Here is a 19,351-nt window from a genome sequence, read left to right on the forward strand (position 1 = left end):
GCCCCCCCCCCCCCCCCCCCGTCAGTTAACGCCCAGTCAATGCCCAGTTAGCCCCAAATAAGCCGGTTTCGCTTCTGCCCGGCGCGGTGCGTCCGTACTATCCGGATTCACCGATCGAGGGGGAATCGTGACTGAGGTGAATCCGGAACCTGCTGCCGCCTTCCAGGAGCTCCTGCTGGGAGCGGAAGAACTGCAGGCTTACCTGTCCGAACTGGCTGTCCTGACACTCACGCTTCTCGGCGCCCAGGTCCTGGGCTGCTCGCTGATGATCGAGCGTCCCCGCCGCACCCGGGCGGAGGGGCACAGCGACGACCGGGCAGCCAGGATGGCCGGGCCCGTGTTCGCTGACGGCGGGCCTGCAGCAGAGGCCATCGCCACCGGAACCTCCATGGTGGTCACCGATGCCTGGACCGAGCGGCGCTGGCACGGGTTCCCGGGCAGCTGCGCCGAAGAAGGCGTACGCAGCCTGGCTGCGGTTCCGCTGGCACTCGAAGGCACGGCGCGCGGTGTCCTCTGTGCCTTCTCGCCGCGGCCGCACCTGTTCCAGCCGCTGACCCTGCGCCTGGTGGAGCGGACAGCCGCAGAAGCCTCACGGACCCTGCGGCTGGCACTGCGGATCGACAATCACCTCTTCCGTGCGCGGAACCTGCAGGCAGCACTTGAATCCCGGACCGTCGTGGACATCGCCGTAGGCATCATCATGGCCCAGAACGGCTGCAGCCAGGAGGCAGCGGTGGAAATCCTGCGCAGCGTTTCGAATACCCGCAACATCAAAATCCGCAGCGTTGCCGCGGGGGTGGTGGCGGCCGTTAGCGACAGGGTCCGGACACACTTCGAGGAATGAGGTCCAGGCTGGCCGCCCGGGGCCCTGCCGGGTCTAGGCTAAGAGGATGACTTTTAGGACCAGGGGCACATCCCTGCCGGCAACCGGCGCTCAGTACCGCCTCGAGAAGGGGAACGCAGCCGCCGTCGTAGCCTCACTGGGAGGGGCCCTGCGCAGCTACACGGCCGCGGACACCCAGCTGGTGGAAACCTACCCCGATGAGAGCATTCCGCCGTCGGCTGCCGGGATCCTGCTGGCACCCTGGGCCAACCGTATTGCCGGGGCGCGCTGGGAGCTCGACGGGCACGAGCAGCAGCTGGACGTCACCGAACCGAAGCTGCAGAACGCCATTCACGGACTGCTGCGGAACACCGGCTATACGGCCGTGGAGCATGCAGCAGATTCCGTAGTGCTCAGCGCGGAAATCTTCCCGCAGCACGGCTATCCGTTCCACCTGGTCCACTCGGTCCGGTACAGCCTCGACGACGACGGCGGGCTGCGGGTGCGGCAGTCCCTGGCCAACGTCGGTGCGGGCAAAGCTCCGTTCGCGCTGGGGGCCCATCCGTTCCTGCGCCTCGGCGAGGTGCCCAGCGAGGACCTGACTCTAAGAGTCGACGCCGACACCCGGCTGAGCACCGATGCATCCCTCATTCCGACCGGGCAGGTTGCCGTTGACGGCGCTGATGATCTTCGCGGCGGCCAGCGGGTGGGCGGGCTGGACCTCGATGCGGCGTTCACCGGCCTCACGGCCCGGGACGGACTTTACCGGCATGAACTCACCGCACCTGACGGACGCAGCGTACAGCTGTGGGCTGAGCAGGAGTTCGGCTACGTGCACGTCTTCGTCACGGACAAGCTGCCGGGGCGGGCCTGTGCCGTGGCCCTGGAGCCCATGACAGCCCCGGCAAACTGCTTCAATTCCGGCGACGGACTGCGCTGGCTGGAACCCGGCACGGAGTTCAGCGCCGAGTGGGGAATCCGGGCTGCCCTCTGATTTGCGGGCAGCGTAAAGGTCAGGGAATGACCAGTTGAATATGGAAAGATGAGGCCATGAGACCACATGCGCGCAGGGTTGCCGCGCCCAGGGCCGTCCAGGCCGCTGCGGTGCGCTCTCACCGTGCTGGCGATGACGTCCCCTACGCACTGCGCGTCAGTGCTTCCTGGGCCTGGCGGCTCGGCGTCGTACTGGTGGTCGGCGCCGGACTGGTGTGGCTGCTGGCCCACTTCTCGCTGCTGATCATTCCGCTGATGGTCGCGGCGCTGCTGGCCGGGCTGCTGGCGCCGGTCAGCTCCTGGCTGCGCCGGAACAAAGTGCCCTCCGGCCTGGCTGTCGCCGTAACAATTGTCTCCTTCCTGGGCCTGATCGTTGCCGCACTGACCCTGGTGGGCCGGCAGCTGGCGCTGGGCTTCCGCGACCTCTGGGACGAGGTCATCACCGGCTTCGACCAGGTTCAGGGCTGGCTGGCCGACGGCCCGCTGCGGGTAACCTCCACCCAGATCGACAGCCTGCTCAATGAGGCCACCTCTGCCCTGCAGGACAACACGGCCAGTATCCTCTCCGGTGCCGTCAGCGTCGGCACCAGTGCGGGGCATTTTGCCGCCGGCATCCTGCTGGCACTGTTCGCGCTGGTCTTCTTCCTGCTTGACGGGCGGAAGATCTGGCGGTTCACCGTGGGCCTGATGCCGCAGCGGGCCCGGCCGGCCGCCTTCGGTGCGGGAATCCGCGGCTGGGAATCCATGACCAATTACGTCCGGGTGCAGCTGGTGGTGGCGTTCATCGACGCCGTCGGCATTGGCGGAGGCGCGGCGCTGATCGGGGTGCCGCTGGCGCTTCCCCTCGCCGTCCTGGTGTTCCTGGGGTCCTTTATCCCGCTGATCGGCGCGTTCGTCACCGGCGGAATAGCCGTGCTCCTGGCCCTGGTGGCCAACGGCTGGATCAACGCCGTCGTGATGCTGGGAATTGTCCTGCTGGTCCAGCAGATCGAATCCCACATTCTCCAGCCGCTGATCATGGGCAAGGCAGTGTCGCTGCATCCCCTGGCTGTGATCCTGGCCGTCACCGGCGGCAGCCTGGTTGCAGGCATTCCCGGCGCGCTGTTCGCAGTGCCGCTCATGGCCATCCTGAACGCCACCGTGCGCTACATTGCCGGCCGGCAGTGGGAACACGACCCGATACTTAGCCGGGACAGCGAGTTTGGGCCGCCGGGTTCCTCGCCACCGGTACCCGAAGATGAAGAACGTGACGAAGACCCCGAGATCCTTCCTGCCGGCGCAGGACGGGACCCAGAACCAACCGCAACCGAAGAAGAGAACCCACGTTGACCGATTCACCCCAGCTGCCAGTAACCCTTGACGACATCCAGGCGGCTGCAAAGCTGCTGGACGGGGTTATTGCCCACACTCCCATTGAGCAGTCCCGGGCGCTGGGGCGGCTCACCGGGTCCGAGGTCTACCTCAAGTGCGAGAACCTCCAGCGCGCCGGTTCCTTCAAGGTACGCGGCGCATACGTCCGGATGGCCAAGCTCAGCGAGGAACAGAAAGCACGCGGTGTCGTCGCGGCCTCGGCCGGCAACCACGCCCAGGGTGTCGCCGTCGCCGCGGCGCGGCTGGGCATCAAGGCCCGGATCTTTATGCCACTGGGTGTTGCCCTGCCGAAGCTCGCCGCCACACAGGGCCACGGAGCGGAGGTAGTGCTGCACGGCCACAACGTGGACGAGGCACTGGCCGAGGCGCAGCGCTACGCCGATGAAACCGGCGCCGTGTTTGTACACCCGTTCGACAACGTGGACATCGTGGCCGGCCAGGGAACCCTCGGCCTGGAACTGCTGGACCAGATTCCCAATCTGGACACCGTACTGATGGGTGTGGGCGGCGGCGGTCTGCTGGCCGGCGTCGCCGTCGCCATCAAGGAACGGGCACGGGAACTGGGCCGGGAAGTGAAAATCATCGGCGTCCAGGCCGAGAACGCTGCTGCCTACCCGCCGTCCCTGGCCGCAGACGCCCTGGTGCCGCTGAGCAAGGTCTCCACGATTGCTGACGGCATCGCTGTGGGCCGGCCCGGGCAGCTGCCGTTCTCCATCATCAAGGAACTGGTCGACGACGTCGTTACGGTCAGTGAGGACTCGCTGGCCCGCGCCCTGATCTTTCTCCTGGAACGGGCCAAACTGGTGGTTGAACCCGCCGGTGCCGTGGGCGTCGCGGCACTGCTCGACGGAAAAATCCAGAATCCGGGCACCACAGCCGTGATCCTCTCGGGCGGAAACATCGATCCGATGCTTATGCTGAAGGTAATCCAGCGCGGCCTCGCGGCCGCCGGGCGCTACCTGGTTGTGCGGATGCTGCTGGATGACCGTCCGGGCTCGCTGGCCACAATTTCGCGGATCATCGCCGAATCCGACGCCAACGTCACCGGAGTGGACCACACCAGGGTTGGAGGATCGATCAGCATGGGCGATGTAGCAATCACCATCAACATGGAAACCAAGGGGCATGAGCACTGCGAAAAGGTGCTGCAGAACCTGCGCGCCGAAGGCTTCCACCCCGTAGTCCTGCACGGATAAGCGATGAAGCAGCGGGCGAAGAGTGCGCTGGTAGTTGCCGCCTGCTTCACCGCGGGCCTGTGGGTCATCTACTTCCTGACCCTGCCCTTTCAGAGCGCACTGCTACCGGGCCTGGGCATTATTCCGCGGCAGCTGCAGGGGCTGGACGGGATTCTGTTCTCACCACTGCTGCATGCCGGAACCGGTCACCTGATCAGCAATACGCTTCCGCTGCTTGCCTTTGCATTCCTGGTGCTGCTGGAAGGTCTGCGGCGGTTCGCCGCCGTGCTCGCGATCTGCTGGCTCGCCTCCGGCCTGGGCGTGTGGCTCTTTGGCGGGGGCCTGACCATTGGGGTGTCCGGGGTCGTTTTCGGTTTGTTCGCCTACCTGATGGTGCGCGGCTTTTACAACCGTGACCTGATCCAGATCCTGCTGGGCGGGGTGCTGTTCCTGATCTACGGTTCGCTGCTGTGGGGAGTGCTGCCCACGGCAGCAGGGGTGTCCTGGCAGTCGCATCTCTTCGGCGCTGCCGGGGGAGTGGTCGCGGCGATCGTGCTGCGGCGCCGCGGCGACGGGCCGGAAAGCAGAAACGGGCCCGCCTTCCGGCGGACCCGTTCCTAAAGCGTTGCCGGCTACCCGGTGTACGGGGTGGCCGAAACGATCTCCACGGAGATGCTCTTGCCGTTCGGCGCGGTGTAGGACGTGGACTCACCGGCGCGCAGGCCGTTGATGGCGGCACCCAGGGGCGACTTCTCGCTGTAGACGTCGATGTCGCTGTCCCCGGCGATCTCGCGGCTGCCAAGCAGGAACCGCTCCAGGTCACCGGCGATCTTGGCCTCAACAAGCATGCCGGGTTCCACCACGCCGTCATCCGCCGGTGCTTCGCCGACGTGCGCGTTCTCGAGGAGCTGCGTCAGCTGGCGGATGCGGGCTTCAGCCTTGCCCTGCTCCTCCTTGGCCGCGTGGTAGCCGCCGTTCTCCTTCAGGTCGCCTTCAGACCGTGCCTGTTCGATTCGAGCAACGATCTCAGTCCGGCCCGGGCCGGAAAGGTGGTCCAGCTCCGCCTTCAGACGGTCGTAAGACTCTTGCGTGAGCCAGGCGACAGATGCGCTGTTGGTAGACACGGGTCTCTCCTTAGATGACATCCGAACCCAGGAATCAGGTTCGGCTTGGCTGAAATTGCCGGCGAGGCCGGATGGCCTGACAAGCAAAGACCCCGCCGGGCGGTGACCGGTTTGCTCGGATTTTCATCCGGCGATCACCTGGGCGGGGCGTAACGTAGCCTCCATACTAGTCAGCAGGAGGCACAAACCCAAGACGTGCGGCCGGGTTTCTCCGGCAGCAGATCCCGCAGCGGTACGGAACTAGGATTCCTGTTCCACAATCCAGCACGCGTTGACGCCGCCGGTCACTCCCAGCGAGTCCGTCCGCACCGAGGTGCTCACTGACACGGTGGGGGTCTCGGCCGGAGGAATCCGGACGGTTTTCCAGCCCACCACGGCATAGCTGTCACTGAGGACCTGCACGGCACAGTCCACGGTGGCCTCGGCGGGCTTGGTGACATTAAAGTCGACGACGGCGGAGGTGGCATCCGGGATGGTGAAGCCGACGTCCTTGGACGTCAGGGTTCCTGCTCCAGAGGGAATGGCCATAAAGATCACGGCACCGACTGCTGCGGCCCCGGCGAGTGAGCCCAAGACGATCTTGGTGCGGGAGCTGAGCCCCGGCTTGGGTGCGCCATACCGATTGGCTAATCTTGTCTCGGACGACGAACCGTCCGCAGAGCGCTCGGGAGCCGGTACGCCGGCAGAGTTGGCCGCAGTGCTGTCTGCTGCGTTGTTGTCCCCAATGCTGTCCTCAGTGCTCACCGCTTCATTTTATCGAACATTCTTGTCGGCGTATTCCGCCGGCTGTCAGGAGTAACCGCGTTGTCCACCGAAACCAATTCAGTGCCCGGAGAACTGCGCCTGCTGGCGGTTCACGCCCACCCCGATGACGAGGCCAGCAAGGGCGCTGCGACCATGGCCGCCTACGCAGCCCAGGGCGTCCGCGTGATGGTAGCGACCTGCACCGGCGGCGAACGCGGCGACGTGCTCAATCCGGCAGCGGCCGGCATCCCCGCTGCCAAGCGGGACCTGGCGGGCCTGCGCCGCAGTGAAATGGCGGCTTCCCAGGCGGCCCTGGGGATCGAGCACCGCTGGCTGGGCTTTATGGACTCCGGTCTGCCCGAAGGCGATCCGCTGCCGGAGCTGCCCGCCGGCTGCTTCGCCCTCCGCCCGCTTCAGACAGCTGCGGCTCCCCTGGTGAAGCTGGTCCGGGAATTCCGCCCGCACGTGATCGTCAGCTACGACGAAAACGGCGGCTATCCTCACCCTGACCACATCATGGCCCATAAGGTCGCAGTGGAAGCCTTCCATGCGGCCGGCGACGCGGAAAAGTACCCGGGCACCGGGGCCCCCTGGGAACCGCTGAAGCTCTACTACGACCGCGGATTCAACCCCGAACGCTTCCGCGCCCTGCACGAGGCGCTGACGGAGGCGGGACTGGACTCTCCCTACGCTGAGCGGCTGGCTGCCTGGCTGGAAGCGGACACCGAGGGCCACCAGCCGCCGGCGCCCCTGCATCCGACCACAACGCAGGTTGATTGCGGCGAGTACTTCCCCGTGCGTGACGAGGCACTGAAGGCCCACCGCACCCAGGTGGATCCCGAAGGATTCTTCTTCGCAGTCAGCACCGACATGCAGCGCCAGGTGTGGCCGTGGGAAGACTATTCGCTGATTGAATCCCGGATCCCGTCACAGGTGCCTGAAACCGACCTCTTCGCTGGCATACGATAGAGGGTAGATCCGGCGCCTGGTGCGCCGCCTTCTGCCAAGAGAGAGAAAGTTCGTGAACCTGCTGTACAGCCTCACCCTGACGGTCACCAACCCGATCGAGGGCGACCTAAAGCCCGGCCTCGAGGAAGGGGACATCACTCCCGGCCTGCTGGGTTTCCTGGCAACGCTGTTCCTGGCGCTGTGCGTAGTCTTCCTCATCCGGGACATGGTCAAGCGCATCCGCCGCGTCCGGTACCGTGCCCAGGTCACCGGCGAGGGCGAAGGCACTGATGCCGCCGGCGCCGCCGGTGACGAAGCGGCAGAAGACGCAGCCGTTGACGCCGCTGATGCCACTGATGCCACGGACCACGCTGACCCCAGGCCCTCAAGCTCCAACCCGGCAGGATAGGACCATGGCGGAGCGGCTGAAGAACCAGGCCTCCGCCTACCTCCGCCAGCATGCCGGAAATCCGGTGGACTGGTGGCCGTTCGGGGACGAGGCGTTCGACGAAGCCCGGCGCCGTGACGTGCCCGTTTTCATCTCCATCGGCTACGCCGCGTGCCACTGGTGCCATGTGATGGCGCATGAATCCTTTGAGGATCCGGAGACCGCGCGGATCCTGAACCGGGACTTCGTCAGCATTAAGGTGGACCGCGAAGAACGTCCCGACGTCGACTCCGCCTACATGGCGGCCACCCAGGCCCTGACCGGGCAGGGCGGCTGGCCTATGAGCGTGTTTACCCTTCCCGACGGCAGGACCTACTACGCCGGGACCTACTTTCCGCCCCGGCAGCTGCAGGGCACTCCGTCCTTCCGCCAGGTGCTCGAAGCAGTATCGTCTGCCTGGCGCGACAGGCGCGGCGATGTCGAGCAAAGCGCAGAGCAGATAGCCGCCCACCTCGCCTCCAACCAGCTCGCCAACCGGAATCTGCTGGGGGATCTCAGTGCGGCAGTTCCGCTCCCGGACTCTGCGTCCGGGACCGCGGAAGCCCTGGCGGCCGCCGTCGGCGCCCTGGCCGCAGCTGAAGACACCGAGTACGGCGGCTTTGGCGGCTCCCCGAAGTTTCCCCCGTCGCCGCTGCTGCGATTCCTGCTCGCCCACGCCTACAGCGGCGCTCCGACGGCAGGAACAGCCTCAGCGCTGGCCGGGCGCACTCTCACCGCGATGGCACTCGGCGGCATCTACGACCAGGTCGGCGGCGGATTTGCACGGTACGCGGTCGACCGCCGCTGGCAGGTACCGCATTTTGAGAAGATGCTCTACGACAACGCGCAGCTCCTGCGGATCTACGCGCACTTCTCCCGCCTGGCGGAAGACGCGGATTCGAAGGCACTGGCGCTGCGGGTGACCCGTGAGACGGCAGGCTGGATGGCAGCGGAGCTGGCCGTGCCCGGCGGTGCCTTCGCTTCTTCCCTGGACGCCGACACCCTGGTCGACGGTCACCGGGTGGAAGGTGCAACCTACGTTTTTACCCGGGCGGAGCTGCAGGAAGTCCTCGGCGCCGGATCGGCCGCCCTTGATCTGCTGGACCTCGACGCCGACGACGGGGCCTCCCACCGCCTGCCCGGCAGCACGCTTCGGCTTCGCGCCGTGCCGGACGAAGCCCAGGCCGCAGTGTGGGCGGATGCCCGGGCCGCGCTGGCTGCCGTGCGCTCAGCACGTCCGCAGCCGGAGCGGGACGGAAAAGTCGTGGCAGGCTGGAACGGCCTGGCGGTCGCCGCCCTTGCCGATGCCGCACTGGCACTGGCCGACGCCGGAATCCCGGAAGACTGGATGCTGCCCGCCGCCGAGTCGGCTGCCGGCTACCTGCTGGAGGTGCACTGGGACGGCCGGATCCTGCGCCGTGTTTCCAGCGACGGGCAGGCGCAGGGCATTGAAGGGCTGCTGGAGGACTACGCCGGGGTGGCGGAGGGGCTGTTTGCCCTGTACGCAGCGACCGGCAATCCGCGCTGGCACCAGGCCGCGCAGCAGCTGGCAGCCACCGCCGTCGAACGGTTCCTGGGACCCGCAGGGCTCTCCGATACTGCCCTGGAACCGGAGCAGATCCGGCAGGCACAGGGCGGGCAGTCCGCGGCGAACCCGCTCGATGACGCCGTTCCCAGCGGAACCGGGCTCCTGGCGGGGGTGCTGCTGACCTCGGCGTCCTACGGCGGGCCGGGACGGCACCGCGCCCTGGCTGAAGGACTCGTAGCCCACGTGCAGCGCGCGGCACCGGCCATTCCGCAGGCCGTGGGCTGGTCCATGGCCGTGCAGCAGTTCATCCTGGACGGGCCGCAGGAGCTGGCGGTCACAGGTACGGACCCGGCAGCTGTGGCGCGGCTGCTCTCCGCCGGGCGGGCTGTCGGAGGGCCGGGACTGGTGATAGCCCATGGGGAGGCCGACGGCGTCGGGCTGCTTGAGGGACGGGAAACCGCCGCTCCCGCGCTGGCCTTTGTGTGCCGGGGAATGGTGTGCCGGCGTCCGGTGGACACCGCCGGGGACGTGGAAGCCGAGCTGGCTGCCCGGACCTAACCGGTCCCGTTGCCCGAACTAGCCCTGAACTGAGAGCACGGCCATCAGAATGGCGATGTAATGGCAGCTAAACCCGGCGAGCGTGAAGGCATGGAAAATCTCATGGAACCCGAACCACTCCACTGAGGGATTGGGACGCTTCATCGCGTAGATGACTGCACCCGCGATGTAGGCAGCGCCGCCGGCAATGACCAGGATGGCAGCGGGCATGTTCACGGCCCAGAAATCCGGAATGTAAAAGAGCGCCGCGCAGCCCAGGGCGATGTAGACCGGGGTGTACAGCCAGCGCGGTGCATGCAGCCACAGCAGCCGGAAAGCGATTCCGGCCAGTGCGCCGCTCCAGATAATGACCAGCAGAATCACGGCTTTTTCACGGGGCAGCAGCGACCACGCCAGGGGCGTGTAGGAACCGGCGATCACCAGCATGATGTTGGTGTGGTCCAGCCGCTTCAGGATTGTCTTGACCTTCGGGCTCCAGTTGCCGCGGTGGTAAACCGCCGAGACACCGAAGAGCAGGATGCCGGTGAGGGCGTAGACGGCGGAGGCAATCCGGGTGCCGGTGGTGGGGGCAAGCACCACCAGGACTATGCCGGCAACCAGGGCCAGGGGAGCTGCCCCTGCATGCAGCCAGCCGCGCAGGCGGGGCTTGATCTCCAGGGCATCGGCCACCGATTCAACTGCTGATTCCAGCGGTCCCGGTGCCTGGCGGGACTCCGGATCCTGTTGGACCGGTACTCGTTCCGGGGATGAACTCATGCTGCCAATCCTAACTTACGACCCGGTAGGTTACCTGCCGGTAGCCGCGGCTCGGCTCCGGCCTGCACCGGAGGGCTGCTGCTGCGCGGTAGCCTTGAGGTGAGAAAAAGCTACCGCTTCCGCGGGCCCCGTTCAGAATGATAGGCAGGTGAGTCACCCGTGCGCTTTCCCGGTGTGGTTTACGCCTATTACGAACGCCGCCTGCGCCGCAGCCTGGTCAAGGACCGGATCCCCGAGCACATTGGCGTAATGGTTGACGGCAACCGCCGCTGGGCCAAGCTGGCCGGGGCGCCGACGTCGGACGGACACCAGGCCGGAGCCGATAAAATCCTGGAGTTCCTCGGCTGGTGCGAGGAACTGGGCGTGCGGGTCGTGACCCTCTACATGCTTTCCACGGACAATCTTAACCGTGATCCCGGCGAGCTGGAGCCGCTGCTGGGGATCATCGCCAACACCCTGGACCGGCTGGGGGAGAAGGGCGACCTGCGTGTGCAGCCGGTGGGCGCGCTGGACATCCTGCCGACCGAGCTGACCTGCCAGCTTGAGCGCCTGGGCGAGGCGACGGCATCGGCCACAGGCCTGCACGTGAATGTGGCCATCGGGTACGGCGGCCGGCGGGAAATCGTCGACGCCGTGAAGGAACTGCTGCGCGATGCCCACTCGCAGGGCAAACCCATCGAGGAAATCACCGCCGAGCTCAGCGACGCGCAGATCTCCGAATACCTCTACACACGCGGCCAGCCCGATCCCGAGCTGGTGATCCGCACCTCCGGTGAGCAGCGCCTCTCCGGCTTCCTGATGTGGCAGAGCGCCTACAGCGAGTTCTACTTCTGCGAGGCCCTCTGGCCCGACTTCCGCCGGGTCGACTTCCTGCGTGCCCTGCGGGACTACGCCAGCCGCCAGCGACGTTTCGGATCCTAGCCGGAACAACCCGCGATGCTGAAGCACTCCCGTTCGGAAATCGCACTGGCCTCCGGCCTGGCCTGGACTGCGGGCTACGTGGACGCCGTCGGCTTTCTGCACCTGGGCGGCTACTTCGTTTCCTTTATGACCGGGAACTCCACGCGGGCCGGAGCGGCCGTGGCGGATACCTCACTGAGCGGCTTCCTGCAGGCATTCGGGCTGATCGCGGCCTTCTTCCTGGGCGTCGTGGCCGCCTCCGTCCTGCGCCGGGTCCTGAACCGGCACCGCCGGCCGGCCATCTGCCTGCTCTCCGCCGCCGTCCTTGGCGCGGCCTGGGCAAGCACTGCATTCCCTGAAGCCGGATGGCTGCTGGCTCCAGGCCTGGCCGCATCCATGGGGCTGCTCAACACCGTGTTTGAGCGCGGCGGTGAAGTGTCGATCGGCATCACCTACATGACCGGGACCCTGGTGAAGCTGGGCCAGAAGGTCACCGGCGCCCTGTTCGGGGAGCGGGGCAACGGCTGGCACCGCTACCTGCTGCTCTGGTGTTCGCTGACCCTCGGTTCGCTATGCGGCGGCGCCGGATACCTGCTGTTGGGACTGGCGTCCCTGGGGCCCGCGATTCCAGCGCTGGCCGCGGCAGCGGCGGCGTCGTGGGGTCATCCAGATCACCTGCACAGCTGACTTCGGGTGTTCCGCGGCCGGTGCGTAAACAGGATGTGAACAAATACAACTCCTTCGTGTCCCTGTGTCCCGCAGCATGCCGCCGGGCGTAGCTTGTACGTATCGATCAGCCCCATGCTGATGGAACCGGAGGCCGGATGCTCACACATGTTCAGCACAGTGTGTCTGCAGGGAGGCCGCAGCCCGGCGTCCCGTGCCGGACTGCGGAGAAGAACACTTCTAGCTATTCGGGGCCTGCGGTCCCTGACTGGAGTTCTAAGTGGCCGTAACCAAAGCATCCCTGCCCGGAACCTCCGGCACAGCCGGCAAGCCTCAGGGGTTCGTGCTTGATACATCCGTCCTGCTGTCCGATCCGAAGGCAATCCTGCGCTTCGCCGAACACGAGGTCATCCTGCCGCTGGTGGTCATCAGCGAACTCGAAAGCAAACGCAACGACCCGGAGCTGGGTTATTTTGCCCGCGCCGCCCTGCGCCTGCTCGATGACCTGCGCGTTCAGCACGGCGGCCTGGACCGTCCGGTGCCGATCGGGGACTCCGGCGGCACCCTGCGGGTGGAACTGAACCACGTATCCCTGGAAGTGCTGCCGCTGGGAATCCGCGGATCAGAGAATGACAACCGGATCCTTGCCGTTGCCCGGAATCTCGCCGACGAGGGATGTACCATCACCGTGGTGTCCAAGGATCTGCCGCTGCGCGTGAAAGCGGCAGCCGTTGGACTCACGGCCGATGAGTACCGCAACGAACTGGTGCGGGACACCGGCTGGACGGGCATGGCGGAAGTTGAGACGTCAGACGCCGAGATCAGTGCGCTCTACGAGCACCAGCCGGTTTTCGTGCCCGACGCGGCGGACCTGCCGGTCAACACCGGCCTGGTGCTGCTCTCCGGCCGCTCCTCGGCGCTGGGCCGGCTGGGGGCGGACAAACACGTGAGGCTGGTCCGCGGGGACCGGGACGTGTTTGGACTGCACGGGCGCTCAGCCGAACAGCGGCTGGCCATTGACATGCTGATGGACCCGGAAGTCGGCATCGTCTCCCTGGGCGGGCGGGCCGGAACGGGCAAGTCCGCGCTGGCGCTGTGTGCCGGGCTCGAAGCCGTCCTGGAGCGGCGGGAACACCGCAAGGTGGTGGTCTTCCGGCCCCTGTACGCGGTGGGCGGCCAGGAACTGGGCTACCTGCCCGGCAGCGAAAGCGAGAAGATGGGCCCGTGGGGCCAGGCGGTCTTCGACACCCTGGAGGCCCTGGTCTCCAAGGAAGTGGTGGAAGAGGTCCTCGACCGCGGGATGCTCGAGGTCCTGCCGCTGACCCATATCCGCGGACGGTCGCTGCATGACAGCTTCGTGATTGTGGATGAGGCCCAGTCGCTGGAGAAGAACGTCCTGCTCACGGTGCTCTCCCGGATTGGGCAGAACTCCAAGGTGGTCCTGACCCACGACGTCGCCCAGCGGGACAACCTGCGGGTGGGCCGACATGACGGGATCGCCGCCGTGGTGGAGACGCTCAAGGGGCACCCGCTGTTTGGGCATATGACCCTCACCCGCTCCGAGCGCTCTCCGATCGCCGCCCTGGTGACGGATCTGCTGGAAGAGGGAGCCATTGGCTAGGTAATCCACAGCTGCTGCGTCCTGCGGTATGCCCGGTTCTGCGGTGGCGTACCGTAGGGCGCATGTGGGGGATCCTGGGGGAGTACTGGAGCGGGCAGCTCCTTTCAGCCCTGCTGCTCGCCGCGGCGCTGTGGTACCTGGTGGTGCTGGCCTGGAAGCTGGCGGTCGAGGACATTCGGACACGGCGGCTGCCGGACCGCCTCGTATTACCGGCCTATCCTGTCTCTGCCCTGCTGCTGGGAGCGGCCGCGCTCACCGCCGGGGAACCCGGGCGTTTCGCGTCCATGGCGCTCGGCGGAGTGCTTCTGCTCAGCGGGTATCTGCTGCTGCGGGTGGTGTCGCCGTCCGGGCTGGGGCTGGGAGACGTGAAGCTTGCCGGTGTCCTGGGGCTCTACCTGGGGTTTGCGGGCTTCGGCTACCTGCTGGCCGGCGCTGCGGCAGGGTTCGTGCTGGGTGGCATGTGGGGCCTGGGGCTGGTGGCCTCCCGCCGGGGAACCGGAAAGACCCGGATCGCGTTCGGTCCGTTTATGCTTGCCGGCGCGTTGCTGGCGCTCGCAGTCCCTGGCCTAGAGTAGTGCCATGCCCACACCCGACTTCATTCTGTCCCTGCGCGAAAAAGTGGGCCACGAGCTGCTGTGGCTGCCCGGAGTTGCCGCCGTCGTCTTCAACCCGGAAGGCGAGGTGCTGCTGTGCCGGCGGGCGGACAACGGGCGCTGGACATTGATCACCGGCATCCTGGAACCCGGGGAAGAACCCGGTCCCGGCCTGCTGCGCGAGGTGGAGGAAGAGACCGGAGTGCAGGCGAAGCTGGAACACCTCATCCACGTGGGCACTACGGACCCGATCATGTTCCCGAACCAGGACCGCTGCCAGTTCCTGAACCTGGTCTTCCGGTGCGCCTGGGTTGCAGGCGCCGCCCGGGTGAACGACGACGAATCCACCGACGTGCGCTGGTTCGCCCTCGATGCGCTGCCCGAGCTCAACGCCCGGCACCGGATGCTCATTGACCTAGCACGGGACTCCACCGGAGTGCCCGTCTTCGAGGCGTAAACCGGACGCCACAGGGAACCCGCTGGGGGCGCTAGCGCCGTTCCGGCTGCTGGTCCGGAGGATTGGCCGCCCCGGAATTGTCCCGCGCCGAGGACGCAGCATCCTCTGGAGAAGGAGCCGCGCCGGACGCTGCGGCAAGCCGCTCAGCCTCGAGCCGGTCAGCTTCCTCTCCGCCCACGGCTTCACCGCGTGCAACCATGCCTGCCACGTCGGAGAGCGGAATCTCCTTGAGGAAGAAGGCAAGGATGAGTGCCAGGGCCAGGAACGGCACGAGGTACCAGAAGACCGGGGCGAGGGACTCGGCGTAGGCGTTGACGATTCCGTCCCGGACGGGCTCGGGGAGGGCGGCCATGGCGGCCGGCTGCAGGGTGGCTGTCGCCTCGCCGGCGGCAGCGGCGTCGAACCCGGCTCCTTCGAAGACACCCATCAGGTTCTCGGAGAGGCGGGTGGTGAACATGGCGCCGAAAATGGCCACACCCAAGGAGGCGCCGACCTCGCGGAAGTAGTTGTTCGAGGACGTGGCTGTGCCGATCTGGTCCACCGGCACGGAGTTCTGCACCACCAGCACCACAACCTGCATGATCAGGCCCAGACCGGCACCGAAGACGAACAGCTGGGAGCAGATCACCCAGACCGGAGTCTCGGCGGTGAGCATGGTCATCCACAGCAGGGCAGCGAGGACCAGGATGCCGCCGGCGATCGGGTACTTCTTGTACCTGCCGGTCTTGGTGATGGCCAGGCCGGACCAGATCGAAGTGCCCATCATGCCCACCATCATGGGCAGCATCAGCAGCCCGGATTCGGCCGCGGAGGTGCCGGTGGACATCTGCAGGAAGGTGGGCAGGAAGGCCAGGGCAGCGAACATGCCCATGCCGAGGGTGAAGCCGATTGCGGTGCTGTTCACAAAGATGGGGTTCTTGAACAGGCTCAGCGGAATGATCGGGTCTTCGGCCCGGCGCTCGGCCAGCACGAAGGCGAAGGCAGCTGCCAGCAGACCGGCCCCGAACGCCAGCGTCAGCGGGTCGGTCCAGCCGCGGTCGGCGTCCCCGCCAAAGTCGGTGAAGAAGATCAGGCAGGTGGTGGCGATGGAGAGCAGGACGACGCCGGGAAGGTCTATCCGCTTTTCCGCCTTCTTCGTGGGCAGCGTGAGGGTGAAGAACGCGATCAGGAAGGCGGCGATGCCAATGGGAATGTTGATGTAGAACGCCCACTGCCAGGTCATGTGGTCAACGAAGAATCCGCCCAGCAGGGGGCCGGCGACGGCAGAGAGGCCAAAGATGCCGCCCAGCGGGCCCATGTACTTGCCGCGTTCATTGGCCGGAACAATGTCCGCGATGATCGCCTGGGAGAGGATCATCAGGCCGCCGCCGCCCAGGCCCTGGATGGCACGGAACAGGACGAACATCCAGAAGTCGGTTGCGAAGGCGCAGCCCACAGAGGCCAGAGTGAACAGGGCGATTGCGAAGAGGAAGAGGTTGCGCCGGCCCAGGACGTCGCCGAACTTGCCGTAGATGGGCATCACGATGGTGGTTGCCAGCAGGTAGGCCGTGGTGATCCAGGTCTGGTGTTCCACGCCGCCCAGTTCGCCGACGATCGTTGGCATGGCGGTGGAGACGATCGTCTGGTCCAGGGAGGACAGGAGCATGCCCGCGATGAGGGCGGAGAAGATGATCCAGATGCGTTTCTGGGTCAGCAGCAGCGGTCCGGAGGAGCGCGCGGCGGTGGTGGTCATGATGGGTCCTTGCTGGCAGTGACGGGAGAGAAGGAAGAAAAGGCAGCCCGGGCGGACTCGACTGCGGAGGTGAGCACCGCGCGGTAGCTGCGCTTGTTGTCCGGATCGAAGAACTCCGGTCCGGCGCGCTGGATGAGGGCGGAGAAGACTGTGGTCACGGCGGTGATACGGGGATCTGCGGGTTCAAGGTGCTCGCGCCGGGCGATGAGGCGGCGCAGGCGCTCGTCTGCCTCGCGGGTGCCCTGCATCAGTTTCAGAACCAGCTTGGGTTCGGTGGACAGGGCGTCCTTGAGCTGGGTGAGCTCGGCCCGGGAGACGGCCATGGATTCCATATGGGCCACGGAAAGATCCACGAGGTCCTGGAGCAGGGTGGGGGACAGCCCGGGGCCCGGGGTGCCGGCCGCGATGAACGGGTCGGTGAGTTCCTCCGGAAGCGCGGCAGGGGCGCCGAGCACGGCATCTTCCTTTGCGGGGAAGTAGTTGAAGAAGGTGCGCCGGGAGATGCCCACCTGCTCGCAGAGTTCCTCCACGGTGAAGCCGGCGAGTCCGTGTTCCGCGGTGAGGCCCCGGGCAGCACTGGTAATGGCGCTGTGGGTAGCTGCCCGCTTGCGTTCCCGGAGGCTGCCGTCGAAATCTGCACTATTCTTCACGAAGTAAACTTTTGCACGCTGCGGCGCTCAGTGCAAATAGGTCATCCATGCTGTAAAAGCGCAGCAAAAAGGGGCCGCCGGCAATCCGGCGGCCCCTCCTTGAATCCGGAAGACTAAGCCTGCGGCGGCTTGGTCATCGAGAGGACGTCGAGGGCAGCATCAAGCTGTTCCTCGGTGACCTCTCCGCGCTCGACGAAGCCGAGTTCGACGACGGCCTGGCGGATGGTCTTGCCTTCCTTGACCGCGAACTTGGCGATCTTGGCGGCGTTCTCGTAGCCGATGTACTTGTTCAGCGGGGTCACGATCGACGGGGATGCCTCAGCCAGGTAGCGGGCGCGCTCAACGTTGGCTTCGATGCCGTCGATCATCTTGTCCGCCATGATCACGGAGGAGTTGGCCAGCAGGCGGATGGATTCCAGCAGGTTCGAGGCGATGACGGGGATGCCGACGTTGAGCTCGAAGTAGCCGAAGGTGCCGGCCCAGGCGATGGCGGCGTCGTTGCCCACTACCTGTGCGGCAACCTGCATGACGGCCTCGGAGATGACGGGGTTGACCTTGCCCGGCATGATCGAGGAGCCCGGCTGCAGGTCGGGGATGGCGATTTCGCCCAGTCCGGTGTTGGGGCCGGAGCCCATCCAGCGCAGGTCGTTGGCGATCTTGGAGAAGGACACCGCGATGGTGCGCAGCATGCCGGAGACCTCAACGAGGGCGTCGCGGTTGGCCTGGGACTCGAAGTGGTCCCGTGCTTCGGTCAGCGGCAGGCCGGTATCGGCTGCCAGCAGTTCGATCACACGCTGCGGGAAGCCGGCCGGGGTGTTGATGCCGGTGCCGACGGCGGTGCCGCCCAGGGGAACCTCGGCCACGCGGGGCAGGGAGGCCTGGACACGCTCAATGCCGTAGCGGACCTGCGCAGCGTAGCCGCCGAATTCCTGGCCCAGGGTCACCGGGGTGGCGTCCATGAGGTGCGTGCGGCCGGACTTGACGACGTCCTTGAACTCTTCGGCCTTGCGCTCCAGGGAGACGGCCAGGTGTTCCAGCGCCGGGATCAGGTTGTTGATCAGGGCGGAGGTGGCGGCAACGTGGACCGAGGTCGGGAAGACGTCGTTGGAGGACTGGGAGGCGTTGACGTGGTCATTCGGGTGAACGGAGGTCTCGCTGCCGGCTGCCTTCAGGGCACGGGTGGCGAGCTCGGCCAGGACCTCGTTGGTGTTCATGTTCGAGGACGTGCCGGAACCGGTCTGGAACACGTCGATCGGGAACTGGCCGTTGTGCTTGCCGGCTGCAACCTCGTCAGCAGCAGCAGCGATCGCCTTGGCGCGCTCGTCGTCGAGCACTCCCAGTTCTGCGTTGGCGGTGGCGGCAGCCTTCTTGATGCGGGCCAGCGCTTCGATGTGCGCGTCATCCAGCGGCTTGCCGGAGATCGGGAAGTTCTCCACGGCGCGCTGGGTCTGGGCGCGGTAAAGGGCGTTTACCGGGACGCGGACCTCACCCATCGTGTCATGTTCAATGCGGTATTCAGCGGAGTTGGAAGTCATGGCTACCAGCCTAGTCGGCGCGCCCGCCGGCGCTGAAAACGCGTGTCGGAATGGGGCGGTATTTCCTGCCCGTTAGCCGGCCGCGAGACCAGTGGTTTCAGTCTCCAGGGTGCCGATGCTGGAGACCAGGTCGGCACGGCCCTCAGCGAGCCGGTAGGAGAGCCCGACGACGGCGGTGGAGCCGGAGGCAACGGCGTCGGAAATCAGGCGGGAGCTTTCCACCAGGCGCTCGGCGGTCTGGCGGGTGTGCTCAACCACCATGTCATTGACGTCCTCCAGGCCGTTGCGGCGGGCCGCGAGGACGGAGGGGGTGATTCGCTCAACCAGATTGCGAACGTAGCCGGCCGGCATGGAGCCGGTGTCCACGGTGTGCTTGGCAGCAGTGACGGCGCCACAGCTGTCATGGCCCAGGATGACGATCAGCGGAACGCCCAGGACGCCGACGCTGTATTCGAGCGAACCCAGCACGGCGTCGTCGGTGACCTGTCCGGCCGTACGGACAACAAAAACATCACCCAGGCCCAGATCGAAGATGATTTCGGCAGCGAGCCGGGAATCCGAGCAGCCGAAGATCACGGCGAAGGGGTTCTGCTCGTTGACGAGGGAACTGCGCCGGGGTGCATCCTGGTTCGGGTGCCGGGAGGTGCCGGAGACAAACCGGTCGTTGCCTTCGCGCAGGCGCTGCCAGGCCTGGGCGGGAGTGAGGGGAGAAGTAAGGGGGCTGTTCAATTCGGTCACGGTACAACAATA

The 19,351-nt window shown here is 66.4% G+C and carries 20 protein-coding genes; 13 read left to right on the top strand and 7 right to left on the bottom strand.

From position 1 onward, the window contains the following. The first annotated feature begins 127 nt into the window (after positions 1 to 127). Genes TVC13_RS08630 through TVC13_RS08650 form a run of 5 tightly spaced genes read left to right on the top strand, consistent with a single transcriptional unit; the run spans position 128 to position 4,983 of the window. Positions 128 to 844, top strand: a complete 717-nt coding sequence (locus tag TVC13_RS08630) for an ANTAR domain-containing protein (RefSeq protein WP_422400807.1) — start codon at positions 128 to 130, stop codon at positions 842 to 844. A 46-nt stretch (positions 845 to 890) separates the two neighbouring features. After that, entirely contained in the window at positions 891 to 1,817 is a 927-nt protein-coding gene (locus TVC13_RS08635; RefSeq protein WP_422400808.1) for an aldose 1-epimerase family protein, read from the top strand. A 56-nt stretch (positions 1,818 to 1,873) separates the two neighbouring features. Next, a complete protein-coding gene (locus TVC13_RS08640; protein WP_422400809.1) occupies positions 1,874 to 3,145 on the top strand; it encodes an AI-2E family transporter in 1,272 nt (423 codons plus the stop codon). Continuing rightward, entirely contained in the window at positions 3,142 to 4,383 is a 1,242-nt protein-coding gene (ilvA, locus tag TVC13_RS08645; RefSeq protein ID WP_422400810.1) for a threonine ammonia-lyase, read from the top strand. The genes TVC13_RS08640 and ilvA overlap by 4 nt, the downstream gene beginning before the upstream one ends. 3 nt (positions 4,384 to 4,386) lie before the next feature. Further along, complete coding sequence (locus TVC13_RS08650; RefSeq protein WP_422400811.1) at positions 4,387 to 4,983, top strand: rhomboid family intramembrane serine protease; 597 nt, start codon at positions 4,387 to 4,389, stop codon at positions 4,981 to 4,983. An 11-nt stretch (positions 4,984 to 4,994) separates the two neighbouring features. On the opposite strand, the gene greA is transcribed toward TVC13_RS08650, so the two are convergent. Together greA and TVC13_RS08660 are read right to left on the bottom strand one after the other, a co-directional pair. After that, entirely contained in the window at positions 4,995 to 5,486 is a 492-nt protein-coding gene (gene greA / locus TVC13_RS08655; protein ID WP_422400812.1) for a transcription elongation factor GreA, read from the bottom strand. A 240-nt stretch (positions 5,487 to 5,726) separates the two neighbouring features. Beyond that, positions 5,727 to 6,230, bottom strand: a complete 504-nt coding sequence (locus tag TVC13_RS08660) for a DUF4307 domain-containing protein (protein WP_422400813.1) — start codon at positions 6,228 to 6,230, stop codon at positions 5,727 to 5,729. Between the two features lie 60 nt (positions 6,231 to 6,290). Here TVC13_RS08660 and mca point away from each other — a divergent pair, with 60 nt between their 5' ends. The 3 genes from mca to TVC13_RS08675 are packed head-to-tail and all read left to right on the top strand — an operon-like array spanning position 6,291 to position 9,691. Then, entirely contained in the window at positions 6,291 to 7,199 is a 909-nt protein-coding gene (gene mca / locus TVC13_RS08665; protein ID WP_422400814.1) for a mycothiol conjugate amidase Mca, read from the top strand. Positions 7,200 to 7,251: 52 nt separating this feature from the next. Continuing rightward, complete coding sequence (locus tag TVC13_RS08670; protein WP_422400815.1) at positions 7,252 to 7,587, top strand: hypothetical protein; 336 nt, start codon at positions 7,252 to 7,254, stop codon at positions 7,585 to 7,587. A 4-nt stretch (positions 7,588 to 7,591) separates the two neighbouring features. After that, entirely contained in the window at positions 7,592 to 9,691 is a 2,100-nt protein-coding gene (locus TVC13_RS08675; RefSeq protein WP_422400816.1) for a thioredoxin domain-containing protein, read from the top strand. 18 nt (positions 9,692 to 9,709) lie between these two features. Here TVC13_RS08675 and trhA read toward each other — a convergent pair whose 3' ends face one another. After that, positions 9,710 to 10,360 (bottom strand): PAQR family membrane homeostasis protein TrhA, encoded by a 651-nt coding sequence (trhA, locus tag TVC13_RS08680; protein ID WP_422400848.1) that lies wholly within the window; start codon positions 10,358 to 10,360, stop codon positions 9,710 to 9,712. A gap of 246 nt (positions 10,361 to 10,606) precedes the next feature. On the opposite strand from trhA, the gene TVC13_RS08685 reads away from it, so the two are divergent. The 5 genes from TVC13_RS08685 to TVC13_RS08705 all read left to right on the top strand — a co-directional run bounded on the left by TVC13_RS08685 (position 10,607) and on the right by TVC13_RS08705 (position 14,684). Further along, a complete protein-coding gene (locus TVC13_RS08685) occupies positions 10,607 to 11,368 on the top strand; it encodes an isoprenyl transferase (RefSeq protein WP_422400817.1) in 762 nt (253 codons plus the stop codon). A gap of 15 nt (positions 11,369 to 11,383) precedes the next feature. After that, the gene (locus tag TVC13_RS08690) at positions 11,384 to 12,034 is read left to right on the top strand and encodes a YoaK family protein (RefSeq protein ID WP_422400818.1); all 651 of its coding nucleotides are present in this window, start codon (positions 11,384 to 11,386) and stop codon (positions 12,032 to 12,034) included. A 259-nt stretch (positions 12,035 to 12,293) separates the two neighbouring features. Beyond that, on the top strand, positions 12,294 to 13,634 hold the full coding sequence (locus TVC13_RS08695; protein ID WP_422400819.1) for a PhoH family protein: 1,341 nt from the start codon (positions 12,294 to 12,296) through the stop codon (positions 13,632 to 13,634). 62 nt (positions 13,635 to 13,696) lie between these two features. After that, positions 13,697 to 14,209, top strand: coding sequence for a prepilin peptidase (locus tag TVC13_RS08700; RefSeq protein ID WP_422400820.1), 513 nt, complete (start codon positions 13,697 to 13,699; stop codon positions 14,207 to 14,209). A gap of 4 nt (positions 14,210 to 14,213) precedes the next feature. Continuing rightward, a complete protein-coding gene (locus tag TVC13_RS08705; RefSeq protein ID WP_422400821.1) occupies positions 14,214 to 14,684 on the top strand; it encodes an NUDIX hydrolase in 471 nt (156 codons plus the stop codon). Between the two features lie 31 nt (positions 14,685 to 14,715). Here the strand turns inward: TVC13_RS08705 and TVC13_RS08710 are convergent, their stop codons facing one another. The 4 genes from TVC13_RS08710 to TVC13_RS08725 all read right to left on the bottom strand — a co-directional run bounded on the left by TVC13_RS08710 (position 14,716) and on the right by TVC13_RS08725 (position 19,339). Next, positions 14,716 to 16,416, bottom strand: a complete 1,701-nt coding sequence (locus TVC13_RS08710; RefSeq protein WP_422400822.1) for an MDR family MFS transporter — start codon at positions 16,414 to 16,416, stop codon at positions 14,716 to 14,718. Further along, positions 16,413 to 17,066 (bottom strand): TetR/AcrR family transcriptional regulator, encoded by a 654-nt coding sequence (locus TVC13_RS08715; protein ID WP_422400823.1) that lies wholly within the window; start codon positions 17,064 to 17,066, stop codon positions 16,413 to 16,415. The genes TVC13_RS08710 and TVC13_RS08715 overlap by 4 nt, the downstream gene beginning before the upstream one ends. A 113-nt stretch (positions 17,067 to 17,179) precedes the next feature. Next, positions 17,180 to 18,601: a class II fumarate hydratase gene (locus TVC13_RS08720; protein WP_152228715.1), complete on the bottom strand. Its 1,422-nt coding sequence runs from the start codon at positions 18,599 to 18,601 to the stop codon at positions 17,180 to 17,182. A 72-nt stretch (positions 18,602 to 18,673) separates the two neighbouring features. Continuing rightward, the gene (locus tag TVC13_RS08725) at positions 18,674 to 19,339 is read right to left on the bottom strand and encodes a carbonic anhydrase (RefSeq protein WP_422400824.1); all 666 of its coding nucleotides are present in this window, start codon (positions 19,337 to 19,339) and stop codon (positions 18,674 to 18,676) included. Positions 19,340 to 19,351: the final 12 nt, after the last annotated feature.

This window comes from Arthrobacter sp. 3Tela_A (assembly GCF_049311025.1).
Classification (GTDB): Bacteria; Actinomycetota; Actinomycetes; order Actinomycetales; family Micrococcaceae; genus Arthrobacter_B.